At 69.6% G+C, this 12,482-nt stretch carries 13 protein-coding genes; 4 read left to right on the forward strand and 9 right to left on the reverse strand.

The window, feature by feature from the left end; all coding sequences use genetic code 11:
- Positions 1-8: 8 nt before the first annotated feature.
- The 3 genes from QSK35_RS18055 to QSK35_RS18065 are packed head-to-tail and all read right to left on the reverse strand — an operon-like array spanning position 9 to position 3,000.
- Positions 9-1,523, reverse strand: a complete 1,515-nt coding sequence (locus tag QSK35_RS18055; RefSeq protein ID WP_285747529.1) for a tripartite tricarboxylate transporter permease — start codon at positions 1,521-1,523, stop codon at positions 9-11.
- Positions 1,523-2,017, reverse strand: a complete 495-nt coding sequence (locus tag QSK35_RS18060) for a tripartite tricarboxylate transporter TctB family protein (protein WP_285747530.1) — start codon at positions 2,015-2,017, stop codon at positions 1,523-1,525. Before QSK35_RS18060 ends, QSK35_RS18055 begins: the two co-directional genes overlap by 1 nt.
- Positions 2,014-3,000 carry a Bug family tripartite tricarboxylate transporter substrate binding protein gene (locus tag QSK35_RS18065; protein WP_285747532.1) on the reverse strand — a complete coding sequence of 329 codons (987 nt, stop codon included), beginning with the start codon at positions 2,998-3,000 and terminating at the stop codon, positions 2,014-2,016. The genes QSK35_RS18060 and QSK35_RS18065 overlap by 4 nt, the downstream gene beginning before the upstream one ends.
- Positions 3,001-3,111: 111 nt before the next feature.
- Between QSK35_RS18065 and QSK35_RS18070 the strand changes: the two genes are divergently transcribed.
- The 4 genes from QSK35_RS18070 to QSK35_RS18085 all read left to right on the forward strand — a co-directional run bounded on the left by QSK35_RS18070 (position 3,112) and on the right by QSK35_RS18085 (position 6,765).
- Entirely contained in the window at positions 3,112-4,638 is a 1,527-nt protein-coding gene (locus QSK35_RS18070; protein WP_285747534.1) for a sensor histidine kinase, read from the forward strand.
- Positions 4,635-5,300, forward strand: coding sequence for a response regulator (locus QSK35_RS18075; protein WP_285747535.1), 666 nt, complete (start codon positions 4,635-4,637; stop codon positions 5,298-5,300). Before QSK35_RS18070 ends, QSK35_RS18075 begins: the two co-directional genes overlap by 4 nt.
- A 63-nt stretch (positions 5,301-5,363) precedes the next feature.
- On the forward strand, positions 5,364-6,359 hold the full coding sequence (locus QSK35_RS18080; protein ID WP_285747537.1) for an RNA polymerase subunit sigma-70: 996 nt from the start codon (positions 5,364-5,366) through the stop codon (positions 6,357-6,359).
- A gap of 4 nt (positions 6,360-6,363) precedes the next feature.
- Complete coding sequence (locus tag QSK35_RS18085; protein WP_285747539.1) at positions 6,364-6,765, forward strand: DUF6069 family protein; 402 nt, start codon at positions 6,364-6,366, stop codon at positions 6,763-6,765.
- A 2-nt stretch (positions 6,766-6,767) separates the two neighbouring features.
- On the opposite strand, the gene arfB is transcribed toward QSK35_RS18085, so the two are convergent.
- Genes arfB through QSK35_RS18115 form a run of 6 tightly spaced genes read right to left on the reverse strand, consistent with a single transcriptional unit; the run spans position 6,768 to position 12,289 of the window.
- Positions 6,768-7,196, reverse strand: coding sequence for an alternative ribosome rescue aminoacyl-tRNA hydrolase ArfB (arfB, locus tag QSK35_RS18090; protein ID WP_502881672.1), 429 nt, complete (start codon positions 7,194-7,196; stop codon positions 6,768-6,770).
- A gap of 10 nt (positions 7,197-7,206) precedes the next feature.
- A complete protein-coding gene (locus tag QSK35_RS18095) occupies positions 7,207-7,803 on the reverse strand; it encodes a hypothetical protein (RefSeq protein ID WP_285747543.1) in 597 nt (198 codons plus the stop codon).
- On the reverse strand, positions 7,800-8,291 hold the full coding sequence (locus QSK35_RS18100) for a SigE family RNA polymerase sigma factor (protein ID WP_285747545.1): 492 nt from the start codon (positions 8,289-8,291) through the stop codon (positions 7,800-7,802). Before QSK35_RS18100 ends, QSK35_RS18095 begins: the two co-directional genes overlap by 4 nt.
- A gap of 52 nt (positions 8,292-8,343) precedes the next feature.
- Complete coding sequence (gene purM / locus QSK35_RS18105) at positions 8,344-9,399, reverse strand: phosphoribosylformylglycinamidine cyclo-ligase (RefSeq protein ID WP_285747547.1); 1,056 nt, start codon at positions 9,397-9,399, stop codon at positions 8,344-8,346.
- A gap of 29 nt (positions 9,400-9,428) precedes the next feature.
- Positions 9,429-10,934, reverse strand: a complete 1,506-nt coding sequence (purF, locus tag QSK35_RS18110; protein WP_285747549.1) for an amidophosphoribosyltransferase — start codon at positions 10,932-10,934, stop codon at positions 9,429-9,431.
- Between the two features lie 59 nt (positions 10,935-10,993).
- On the reverse strand, positions 10,994-12,289 hold the full coding sequence (locus QSK35_RS18115; protein ID WP_285747551.1) for an FAD-dependent oxidoreductase: 1,296 nt from the start codon (positions 12,287-12,289) through the stop codon (positions 10,994-10,996).
- Between the last annotated feature and the right edge of the window lie 193 nt (positions 12,290-12,482).

Consider the following 12,482-nt stretch of genomic DNA (forward strand, 5'->3'; position numbering starts at 1 on the left):
TGTGTCACTCAGGCGTCGACCTTCTCACGCTCGGGGAGAGGGGTTGGAGGAGTCCGACGCCCGGCCACCCGCTTGACCAGCGGGAAGAACAGGATCACCAGAATCACGACGTACACGGCGATCGACAAAGGCGTGTTCACCAGGCCGGTGAGCGACCCGTCGGACAGCTGCAGCGCCCGCCGCATCTGCTGTTCCGCCGCAGGCCCGAGGATCACGCCGATGATCGCCGGCAGGATCGGCAGACCGTAGCGGCGCATAGCCAGGCCGAGCAGACCGATCACGAACATCACCAGCAGATCGAAGACGTCCGCGTTCACCGCATACGCGCCGACGGACGCGAAGAACAGGATGCCCGCGTAGAGGTACGGCCGCGGGATCCTCAGCAGCTTCGCCCACAACGGCGCCAGCGGCAGGTTCAGCACCAGCAGCAAAGTAAGGCCGATGAACAGCGACGCGATCAAAGCCCACACCAGGCCCGATTCCCGCTGGAACAGCAGCGGACCGGGCTGGATGCCGTACTGCTGGAACGCCGCCAGCATCACGGCCGCCGTCGCCGTGGTCGGGAGCCCCAAGGTGAGCATCGTGACCAACGTGCCCGCCGCGGACGCCGAGGCGGTCGACTCGGGACCGGCCACGCCCTCGATGGCGCCCTTGCCCCACTCGTCCTTATTAGAAGAGAGCCGCTTCTCCGTCACGTAGGACAGGAACGTTGGGATCTCCGCACCACCGGCCGGGATCGCGCCGAACGGGAACCCGATCACCGGGCCACGCAGCCACGGCTTCCACGTGCGGCGCAGATCCGCGCGGGACAGCCAGGGCCGGCCGACCGGGATCGGCGAGAAAGCCTTGCGGCGCAGGTGCGCGGCGACCCACAGGGCCTCGCCGACCGCGAACAGGGCTACCGCCACGACCACCACGTCGATGCCGTCGGCCAGGTGCAGCGAGCCGAACGTCAGGCGTTGCTGGCCCGTCATCTCGTCCAGGCCGACCAGTCCGATCGTGAGGCCGATCAGCAACGACGCCACGCCGCGCACTCGCGAGGAACCCAGGACCGACGTCACCGCGATGAACGCCAGCACCATGATCGCGAAGAAGTCCGGCGCGCCGATGTCCACCGCGTGCTTCGCCACGAACGGGGCCAGCAGCACGATCAGCAGCGTGCCGATGATGCCGCCGGTGAAGTGCCCGATCGCGGCTGCGGCAAGCGCTTGCGCACCCCTGCCGCGGCGGGCCATGGGATTGCCTTCTATGGCGGTGACGACTGCGGCGCTCTCGCCCGGTGTGTTCAGCAGGATGGACGTCGTCGAACCGCCGAACATGCCGCCGTAGTAGATGCCGGCGAACATGATGAACGCGCCGGTCGGCTCCATTCCGTACGTGATGGGCAGCAGCAGTGCCACGGCCATGGCCGGGCCGATGCCGGGTAGCACGCCGATCGCGGTGCCCAGCAGTACGCCGATCGCGGCGAACAGCAGGTGCGTCGGTGTCAGGGCGGTGGCGAACCCGTCTAGAAGCTGTTGCATCAGAACACCTCCATCAGGGGTCCGCCGGGCAGCGGCACACCGAGCAGGTTGTTGAACACCAGGAACGTCGCGATCGACAGGCCGGCCGCGATCCATGCGTCACGTACCAAAGAGCGGCTGCCGAGTGCGTAGGCCGCACCCCAGAACAGAACAGCGCCGGAGATCGGGAACCCGACGACGCCGATCAGCGCGGCGTTCGCCAGGAAAGCGCCGCACAGCAACAAGACCGTGCGCAGGTCCGCCGGAGCGGTGAGGTCGATGTCCTCGCCGCCTTCGGCTTCACCGCGTCCGCCGCGCAGTACGTCGCGTGCCAGCAGTACGGCGACGATCAGCAACAGCGTGCCGACGACGATCGGTACCGCCTTCGGGCCGACCGGACCGCGCTGGGCGAAGTCCGTCGGGATGCGCAGCGCGTCGGTCAGCACCAGGACGCCCAGCACCAGCAACACGGCACAGACTCCGAGTTCGGAGCGCTCCTTCAACCACGCGTTCATGCGAGTCCCAGATCCTTCAGCACCGTTGCCACCCGCTTGTTCTCCTCTTCGAGGAACGACTTGAACTGGTCTCCTGGCGCGAAGGCGTCGGTCCAGCCGTTGCGCTTCAAGGCGTCTCCCCACTGCGAGGTCTTGTGCAGTGCGGAGAAGAGCTGCACCAGCCGGTCGCGGTCGGCGGAGCTGATGCCGGGCGGGGCGACCACGCCTCGCCAGTTGGAGAACTTGACGTCCACACCGGACTCCGACAGCGTCGGCGCGTCGATGCCCGAGATCCTGGCGGCGCTGGTGACCGCCAGCACGCGGACCGTGCCGGCCTGGATCTGGTCGCGGTACTCGCCGACGCCGGAGACGCCGAACGCGACCTTGCCGCCGAGCACTGACGCGAGCAGTTCGCCGCCGCCGTCGAACTGGACGTAGTTGACGGACTTGGGTTCCAGCCCGATGGCCTTCGCCATCAGCATCGGCGCGAGGTGGTCCGGGCCGCCGGGCGACGAACCGCCGCCGACCGGCACCGCGCCGGGGTTGGCCTTCCAGTCGTCGACCAGCTGCCGCAGCGACGTGTACTTGGAGTCCTTGCCGACCACGACGATGTCCGGCTCCTCGATGAGCTTCGCGATCGGCGTGGTGTCCAGCAGGGACGACGGCGACTTGTTCGTGTAGACGCTGCCCACCACGCCGAGGCCCATCGACATGACCAGCTTGCCGTTGCCGCGCTCGCTGACCGTGCGGCCGAGGCCGACCGTGCCGCCCGCGCCGGGGAGGTTGAACACCTCGGCGTTGCGGATCAGCTCGGCGTCCTCCATCGCCTTCGCGGCCGTGCGGGCGGTGATGTCGTAGCCGCCGCCGGGCGCGTTGGGCACGAGGACGCGCAGCTGGCGCACCTGCGTTGTCTCCGCGCTGTCGGCTCCGGGCGTGAGAAGCGGAGGCACCAGCAGCACGGCGGCCAACGCGCCTGCCACCGCCAACCACGTTTTCACCTGCATGTGATCCCCGCCTCTCTGCCGCGTGGTTGGACATGTTGCACTCGTGTAAAACGGGATGTCCCGCTTGCGCACCTAAGGGTTGTTTTGGTCTTTCTGGTCACAGGAGGCGCTATGGGTGGTCGCCGATCATTGGCCCGCCAGCTGCTCGTGTGGCAACTCGTCGTGGTCATCTGCCTACTGTGCGCTGTCGGAGTGCTGTCCATCGTCCAGGCGGGCAGCAACTTTCGCATCACGGAGGGCCGCCGCATGCTGTCCGTCGCGGAGAGCGTGGCGGCGAAGCTGCTGGTCCGCACCGAGCTGAACAGCCGGCAGCAGCGGGACGCGCTGAACGCCGAGGTCGAGACCGCGCGCAGCCTCTCCGGCGCCTCCTCCGTGACGGTCGCAGACCGCGACCGCACGGTCCGCGCGTCCACCGACCCCGATCAGCTCGACACGCAGTTGGACATCGGCACCAGCAATGCCCTCAGTGGACGGTCGTGGGTGGGCTCGATCGGCGGGTCGCTCGTCGCGCACGTCCCGGTGATCGACAACTCGCAACGGGTGATCGGCATGGTCGCCGCCGCGCAACAGGAGCCCGGCTTCTTCGAGGGCGTGTTCGACTCGTCGGACAACGCGCTGCGCCTGCTCGGCATCGCGCTCGTGATCGGCGTGACGGGGTCGTTGCTGCTGGCGCGCCGGGTGAAGAACCAGACGCTCGGGCTGGAGCCGCACGAGATCACCGCGCTGGTGGAGAACCGTGAGGCGTTGCTGCACGGCATCAAGGAGGGCGTCGTCGGCCTCGACCCCGGCAACCGGATCATCCTGGTGAACGACCCCGCGCGCTCGTTGCTGGCGTTGCCCACCGACGCCGTGGGCCGGCCGGTCGTCGATCTCGGTCTGGATTCACGGTTGGTCGACGTGCTCACCGGCCGCTCGGAAGGCGCGGACCAGATCGTGCTGGCGGAAGGAAAAGTGCTGACGCTCAACCGGATGCCGATCGAGGGCGCGGGCGCGGTCGTGACGCTGCGGGACCGCACCGAGCTGATGACGTTGCAGGACGAGCTGAACGCCTCCAAGCACGCCACGGACACCCTGCGGGCGCAGGCGCACGAGTTCAGCAACCGGCTGCACACCATCTCCGGGCTGCTGGAACTCGAGGAGTACGAGGAGGTTCGCGGCTACGTGCACCGGATCAGCTCGGCACAGGACGAGTGGCGGACCGAGGTCAGCACACGCATCGGCGACCCGGCCGTGGCCGCGCTGTTGATCGCGAAGGCGTCCCTGGCCGCCGAACGCGGCGTCGGGTTGCGCATGGCGCCGGACAGCTCGTTGCCGCGCACGGACGAACTGCTGTCCACGGATCTGGTGACAGTATTGGGAAATCTCGTCGACAACGCGCTGGACGCGCTCAATGGCTCCGGCTGGATCGAGGTGGACGTGCGGGTGGTGGACGGCGAGGTGCGGGTCGTGGTCCGCGACTCGGGTCCGGGCGTGGCACCGGAGATCGCCGAAGAGGTGTTCCGGCACGGCTTCACGACGAAGGCCGCGTCCCACGGCCAGCGCGGGCTCGGCCTGGCGCTGATCCGCCAGACCTGCCTGCGGCGGGGCGGTTCCGTGCAGGTCTCGGGTGCGGTGTTCACGGCGGTGCTGCCGCTGTGATCCGGGTGCTCGTCGTCGACGACGACTTCATGGTCGCCAAGGTGCACAGCGGATATGTCGCGCGCACCCCCGGTTTCGCCGTGGTCGGTGTCGCGCACAACGGCGCCGACGCCCTGCGGCTCGCTGAGGAATTGAAACCCGACCTCGTGCTGCTCGACGTGTATCTGCCCGACATGGACGGGCTTTCCGTGCTGCGGCAGCTGCGCGCCTCACTGGACGTGGACGTCATCGTGATCACCGCGGCCACCGACGTGGACACCGTGCGCGGCGCCATGCGGGGCGGGGTGCTGCACTACCTGATCAAGCCCTTCGAGTACGCGGCCTTGCGGGACCAGCTCGCGCATTTCGCTTCGCTGCACGAACGGTTGCACCGGCTGGCGTCCGCGGGACAGGCCGATGTGGACCAGGTGTTCGGCGCGCGGCCGTCCGCCCGGCCCGTGCTGCCCAAGGGGTTGACACTGGAGACGGCCCGGCTGGTCGAGGGCGCCTTGCGGGCTCACCCGGACGGGTTGTCCGCATCCGAGTGCGCTTCGGAGACCGGCGTTGCGCGCGTCAGCGCCCGGCGGTATCTCGAACACTTCGTCGCGGTCGGGAAGGCCGAGGTGAGCCTGCGTTATGGCGGGACCGGCCGGCCTGAAAGGCGCTACGCCTGGGTCCAGTGATGAGTTCTCGCGCCCGTACCAGTCATACCTATGACGAGTACGACGAGGCGGGAGGACGACGTGATGAGTGCGGGAACACTGCTGGAGGAGCTGGGCGTGAGCGGTCTGGGCGAGGTCGACGAACCGGCGTTCACGGGGTTGGCGGAGCGGCACCGGCGGGAGCTGCACGTGCACTGTTACCGGATGCTGGGGTCGTTCGAGGACGCCGAGGACACCGTGCAGGAGACGTTCCTGCGCGCCTGGCGGCGGCGGGAGACCTTCGAGGGGCGGTCGTTCCGGGCCTGGCTGTACCGGATCGCGACCAACGCCTGCCTGGACCTGCTCGCCAAGATCCGCCCGGAGCCCGCGACCGGCGGCGAGGTGCGGTGGCTGCAGCCCTACCCGGACCGGCTGCTCGACGAGTTGCCCGCGGGCGAGGTGGACGAACCGGAGACGGTCGCCCTCGCGCGGGAGACGATCGAGCTGGCGTACCTGGTCGCGGTCCAGCACCTCGCGCCGCGCCCGCGGGCCGTGCTGATCCTGCGGGACGTGCTCGGCTGGCCGGCGAAGGACGTCGCGGAGCTCCTCGGGGACTCCGTCAACTCCGTGAACAGCGCGCTGCAACGGGCCCGCGCCGGCATGCGGGAGCACCTGCCGGCCGAGCGGCAGGACTGGACCGGCGGTGAGGAGGACGCCGGAACGCGCGAGCTGGTGCGCCGCTACACCGAGGCCAGCGTCGCCACGGACATCGACCGGCTCGCCGCGATGGTGCGGGACGACGTCCGCTGCTCGATGCCGCCCACGCCGGGCTTGTACGTCGGCCGCGACACGGTGGTGAACTACTGGGTCGAGAGCGGCTTCGAGGGCATGACGGGTCTGCGCGCCGTCCCCACCTCCGTGAACCGGCAACCCGCCGTCGCCTACTACCACTGGCGGGAGCAGGAGAACGCATACCTACCGCTGACGATCGACGTCCTGCGCATCACCGGCGGGGCGATCACCGAGATCATCACGTTCCACGACGACCGGTTCCCGCGGCTCGGGCTGCCGGAGCGCCTCCCGGCGGACGGGACGGAGTAGTCCGATGTGGACACGACCCCACCGGTTCCGCCGACTCGCGGTCACCGGCCTCGTTGCCACGCTCGCGGCGATGGTGACCACCACCCTCGCCGCTGCGCTTGCCCAGGCCGTTGGCGTCGACTTCGAGGTGCCCGACGGTGGCGAGACGATCCCGTTGCCAGGGTTCGCCGTCGTGACCGGGTTCTTCTCGGTCGTGGGCATCGTCATCGCCGTCGCTCTGCTTCGGTGGAGCGCTCGCCCGGCCGAGCGGTTCGTGTTGACGGCCGTGTCGCTGACCGCGATCTCGTTGGTGCCGCCCCTCATCGCCGGGGCGAACACTTCCACCGCCACCGCCCTCGTCGGGCTGCACCTCGTCGCCGCGACGGTGATGATTCCCGCCCTGGCGTGGAGCCTTCGCACCGACTGACGTCAGTCCCAGCCGCCGCCGGAACGACCGCGCTTCGTCTCACCGCGCCGCTTCTTCTGGGCGATCCGCCGTTCCTTCGCACCACGGCTGGGCTTCGTCGGCCGGCGCACCTTCGGCGGCGGCGCGGCGGCCGCGCGCAGCACGTTCGCCAGCCGTTCCCTGGCGGCGGCACGGTTCTGCAGCTGGGCCCGGAACTCCGACGCGGCGATCGTGAGCACGCCGTCGACGAGCCGGCCCTCCAGCCGTTGCAGCATGCGCTCGCGGAAGTGCTCGGGGATCGACGGCGAGCGCGCCACGTCGAACGACAGCTCGACGCGGCTGTCCGCGGTGTTCACGCCCTGCCCGCCGGGGCCGGACGACCGGGAGAAGCGTTCGCGCAACTCGGACCCCGGTATCACCAGGGTCCGCGTCACGGTCACGTCGTCAGCCACGTCGATCAGGTTAGAACGTGAGGCCCGGCAGCGACGCATAGGTTTTCAGCGTCTCGACGCGTTCCGGCGGGACGCGCGGTGTGTCGGAGGTGGAGATCACCCGGATATGCGTCCCGTCGGGCAGGAACGCGCTCACCTCGCGGCGCAGGCCGTCCGACGGGTGCACCACCAAGCGCCGGTCCGGGAGATCGATGACCTCGCAGTCGTCGCACGGACGGTAGACCTCCCAGCGCACCTCAACGATCAGCGTGATCGTGATGGGCGGGTTGCTTTCCATGACCATCGTGCGTTCGCCGGCATAGTGGTCGCCCTTGTTGACGACCGTGAACGGGCGGTTGGCCGCGTCGAGCACCTTCGTCAGCTCGGCGGCGTGCTGGTCCGACGTGGGTGGCGCGGGCGGGAGCGCGGTAGGCAGCCATGACGCCGGCCGGTCCACGGCGTGGTACGCGACCGGGCCGCCCGCCAGCACCAGGGCGACCGCGGCGGCCCCCATCCACGCGCGCAGGTGCAGCCGTTTCCTGCCTCTGCCGATCACGCGGGCCTTGTCGATCCCCAACGGCGGCTCGTCGTCGAGCGCGCTGGTCAGCAACGTGCGGATGTCGGTCATGGCCGCTCCTCGAGTGCGGGGTCACCGAGCAGCGAGCGCAACGCGGCGAGGCCCTTCGCCGCCTGGCTCTTCACGGTGCCTTCGGTGCGACCGAGGAGACGGGCGACCTCGCCGACGCTGAGGTCCTCCCAGTAGCGCAGCACCACGACCGTGCGCTGGCCGGAAGGCAATGCGGCCAACGCCCGCCGCACGTCGAGATCGGGCGAAGCCGGCGACACCGCTGTGTCCGGCAGGTCGCGCACCGCGCGCTCGCGGCGGAAGAATCCGCGGCGCGACTCGTCGACGGCGGCACGCACCAGCACCTTGCGGGCGTAGGCGTCGACGGTGCCCGACCGCTGGACCCGCGGCCACGCCACATAAAGCTTGGCCAACGCGTTCTGGACGATGTCCTCGGCCCGGTGCCAGTCGCCGCACAGCAGGAACGCCGTGCGGCGCATCACGAGCGCACGCGCGTCGACGTACTCCCCGAACTCGCGGTCTCGATCCACCCAACCCCCTCGGTCGCCGCTTAATACGCGGCGACGACCGGGAAAGGTTGCCTCAGAACCGCGGGTGATCTCCCACGAGCGAAGCGCCGGTACCCGGCGTCACCTCGCCCAGCACCCACGCGGGCACGTGCCGGGCCGTCAGCACGGCCAGCGCCCGGTCGACGTCCTCGGGCGCGACGATGGCGACCATGCCGACGCCCATGTTGAACGCCTTCTCCATCTCCTCGCGCTCGACCCGGCCCCGCTGCGCGATCAGGGCGAACACGGGCTGAGGCGTCCAGGTGCCGCGGTCGAGCCGCGCCGAGAGGCCCTCGGGCAGCACGCGGGCCAGGTTGGCCGCGAGGCCGCCGCCGGTGACGTGCGCGAACCCGCGGACCTCGGTCTCGGCGATCAACGCCAGGCAGTCCTTGGCGTAGATGCGGGTGGGCTCCAGCAGTTCCTCACCCAGGGAACGCCCGAACTCCTCGACGTGACCGTTCAACGGCATCCGGGCGATCTCCAGCAGCACGTGCCTGGCCAGCGAGTAGCCGTTGGAGTGCAGGCCGGACGAGCCCATCGCGATCACGACGTCACCGTCGCGGACGCGGTCCGGGCCCAGCAAACGAGAGTGCTCGACCACACCGACGCCCGTGCCGGAGATGTCGTAGTCGTGGTCGGCCATCAGGCCGGGGTGCTCGGCGGTCTCGCCACCCAGCAGGGCACAACCGGCCTGGACGCAGCCCTCGGCGATGCCCTTGACCAGCGAAGCGATCTTGTCCGGGACGACGCGGCCGACGGCGATGTAGTCCTGCACGAACAGGGGTTCGGCGCCGCACACCACGAGGTCGTCGACGATCATCGCGACGAGGTCGATGCCGACCGTGTCGTGCTTGTCGAGCGCCTGGGCCACCGCGATCTTCGTGCCGACGCCGTCGGTGGACGACGCGAGCACCGGCTCCTTCCAGCGGTCGAGCTTGAGCTGGAACAGGCCCGCGAAGCCGCCGATGCCGCCGAGCACCTCGGGGCGGCCGGCCTTGGCGGCCCACGGCTTCAGCTTCTCGACCGCCTCGTCACCTGCGGCGATACTGACACCAGCTGCGGCGTAGGTGGCCTTGGCGCTGTCGGTCACGTCAACTTCTTCCACTCAAAGAAAACGGGTCATGGCCTACGGAGAGCGTCTTCGGCACCGTACCCGTTGGCGAGGACGGGAGCGGCCGAGCCCGCCACGCCCTTGAGCCCTTCCAGCAGGTGCTTGCCGATGCGCGCGTCGTCCGGCAGCGGGATCGGGTACTCGCCGTCGAAGCACGCCGAGCAGAGCCGCGTCCGGGGCTGCTCGGTGGCCGCGACGAGGTTCTCCAGCGACACATAACCCAACGAGTCGGCGCCCACCGAGCGACGGATGCCGTCGTCGTCGAGGCCGTTCGCGATGAGCTCGGCGCGCGAGGCGAAGTCGATCCCGTAGAAGCACGGCCACTTGACCGGCGGCGACGCGATGCGGACGTGCACCTCGACCGCGCCCGCCTCGCGCAGCATGCGGACCAGCGCGCGCTGGGTGTTTCCGCGCACGATCGAGTCGTCGACCACGACGAGCCGCTTGCCGCGGATGATGTCGCGCAACGGGTTGAGCTTCAGCCGGATGCCGAGCTGGCGGATCGTCTGGGACGGCTGGATGAACGTCCGGCCGACGTAGGCGTTCTTGACCAGGCCTGTCCCGTACGGGATGCCCGAGGCCTGGGCGTAGCCGATCGCGGCCGGCGTGCCGGACTCCGGCACCGGGATGACCAGGTCGGCCTCGGCCGGGTGCTCCTTGGCGAGCCGGCGACCGATCTCGACGCGGGTCGCGTGCACGGAACGGCCGGAGATCGTGGTGTCCGGACGCGCCAGGTAGACGTACTCGAAGATGCAGCCCTTGGGCTCGGGGTTCGCGAACCGCGACGAGCGCAGGCCGTCGGCGTCGATCGCGATGAGCTCGCCCGGCTCGACCTCGCGGACGAACGACGCGCCGACGATGTCCAGCGCAGCGGTCTCGGACGCGACGACCCAGCCGCGCTCCAGGCGGCCGAGCACCAGCGGGCGCACGCCGTGCGGGTCGCGCGCCGCGTACAGCGTCGACTCGTCGGAGAACGTCAGGCAGAACGCGCCGCGCAGCGTCGGCAGCAGCTCGAGGGCCGCCTGCTCGATGCCCTTGTCGGCGGCGGTGTGCGCGAGCAGGCCGCAGACGATGTCGGAGTCGGTGGTGGCGCCGTTGCGCTCGACGATGCCCAGCTCCTGGGCGCGCGCGAGCAGTTCGGCGGTGTTCACCAGGTTGCCGTTGTGTCCGAGCGACAGGCCACTGCCCGCCGCGGTCGTGCGGAACGTCGGCTGGGCGTTCTCCCAGGTCGTCGACCCGGTCGTCGAGTAGCGGCAGTGGCCGACGGCGACGTGGCCGCGCAACGACTGCAGCACCTGCTCGTCGAACACCTGGCTGACCAGGCCCAGGTCCTTGAAGACCACGACCTGCGAGCCGTCGCCGACGGAGATGCCGGCCGCCTCCTGGCCGCGGTGCTGCAACGCGTAGAGGCCGTAGTAGGTGAGCTTGGCGACTTCTTCACCGGGAGCCCAGACGCCGAAGACGCCGCACTCCTCACGAGGTTCCGGGTCGGGCTGGGAATGGTCGGCGACCACCGAAAGGCTCCCTCAGGATGGGGGGCAGGCTGCCTTCCGAGTGTAAGTGCCGATGGGGGTCAATCACCCCCATCGGCACCCCTCCGACGTGACGAAACGCACGTCCGGATGACCCTCGCGACGACTCCGGGTAGCAACAACCGGGTCGCGGGCCGCAAGAGACCGACCACGTGGAGGAACTCCTCCTGCACGACCGGGTCGCTGTTCCCGGCCAGCACGAGCCGGTCGACGTAGGCCGCCATCAGCCGGTGGCGCCTGCGCAACGAAAGCCCCTCGGTCCCTGGGAACCGCGCGTCCGCGTGCGTCGCCATGTCCCAGGGGACGTTCGTCAGCGCTCCCAGCCGGGCCTGGAAGTCACCCAGTTCACCCGCGCGCAGGCACTCGCCGAGCAGGTCGGAACCGAGCAGGCCCATCGTCATGCCCTGGCCGTAGACCGGGTTGAAGCTGCACAGCGCGTCGCCGAGGACCACGAACCCGCGGACCGGACGACGTTCGAAGTACCGCCTGCGGTTGCTGGTCGCTCGCGTACCGACCACGCCGGTCAACGGCTGCGCGGCCGCCACCGCCTCGGCGATGTCCGGCGCGACGAGTCCCTTCGCGAACCGCGTGAAGCCCTCCTCGTCGGTGGGCGGCCGGTCGTCGCCGAGACCGCACAGCGTGAGCTGCCAGCGCCCGCCCTCGATCGGGCACAAGAGGCCACCTCGCGTTTGCCCGGCACCGAGTTGGACGTACAGCACCCGCCAGTCGGCGGAATGCGAATCGGGAATCCGGTAAACCCGAGTGGCATATCCGAGGTGGGCATCCACCACCTTTTCCTCGGGCGGAACGATCCCCAGTCCGGACAGCCGGCGCGGCGCCGTGGAAGCGCGACCACTCGCATCCACAACGAGATCCGCCCGCAATTCCCGGTCCCCGATGCGCACTCCGGTGACGCGATCGGACGCACCGAGGAGCCCGTCGACCCGGCCCCGCACCACGGGGACGTTGTCGATCACCCGCTGCCGCACCACCCACTCGAACAGCCCACGGGTCATGCTCAACGTCCGCACCTGTGACGGAAACCGTGTGCTCCAGCCGAAAGCGTTGCGGATCGCGACGTCAGCGCCCATGTCCACGTCGACCGCGCCGAGGCCGCGCAACTCTTCGGCGACGCCGGGCAGCAACCGTTCGGCGATCTGCAGCCCGCGGGTCAACAGGCCGTGCACATGCGCGGCCTGTGGTACACCCGTTCGAGGAACCGGGCTTTGCGAAAAGTCGTCACGTTCAACGAGTACGACCTCGTCGAAGTGGTCTCGCAACACGCGAACCGCGAACAAACCGGCGATTCCGCCACCCACAACAATCGCGGTACCCATGCGGCGAATGCTGTGAGGATTCGGAATCGGGGGTCAACGGGAAATGAGCGCAACGTTACGTTTTGAAAGACGGGTTTCCGCTAGCCTCACCACGTGGCATGTCCTGTCTGCGGTGCACCTCTGCCCTGGACGGCACCTCGCCCCGGTAGGCGCGCGCGTTACTGCTCCGCCGCGTGTAAGCAGCGCGCCTACC

Origin of the sequence: Lentzea sp. NBRC 105346 (assembly GCF_030269605.1) — a bacterium.
GTDB lineage: Bacteria > Actinomycetota > Actinomycetes > Mycobacteriales > Pseudonocardiaceae > Lentzea.

Bases quoted from the DNA above. Each gene is read 5' to 3' on its own strand.
- QSK35_RS18080 (WP_285747537.1), top strand. From the start codon at position 5,364: ATGAGTGCGGGAACACTGCTGGAGGAGCTGGGCGTGAGCGGTCTGGGC.
- QSK35_RS18115 (WP_285747551.1), bottom strand. From the start codon at position 12,289: ATGGGTACCGCGATTGTTGTGGGTGGCGGAATCGCCGGTTTGTTCGCG.
- QSK35_RS18065 (WP_285747532.1), bottom strand. From the start codon at position 3,000: ATGCAGGTGAAAACGTGGTTGGCGGTGGCAGGCGCGTTGGCCGCCGTG.
- QSK35_RS18060 (WP_285747530.1), bottom strand. From the start codon at position 2,017: ATGAACGCGTGGTTGAAGGAGCGCTCCGAACTCGGAGTCTGTGCCGTG.
- QSK35_RS18070 (WP_285747534.1), top strand. From the start codon at position 3,112: ATGGGTGGTCGCCGATCATTGGCCCGCCAGCTGCTCGTGTGGCAACTC.
- QSK35_RS18055 (WP_285747529.1), bottom strand. From the start codon at position 1,523: ATGCAACAGCTTCTAGACGGGTTCGCCACCGCCCTGACACCGACGCAC.
- QSK35_RS18085 (WP_285747539.1), top strand. From the start codon at position 6,364: ATGTGGACACGACCCCACCGGTTCCGCCGACTCGCGGTCACCGGCCTC.
- QSK35_RS18095 (WP_285747543.1), bottom strand. From the start codon at position 7,803: ATGACCGACATCCGCACGTTGCTGACCAGCGCGCTCGACGACGAGCCG.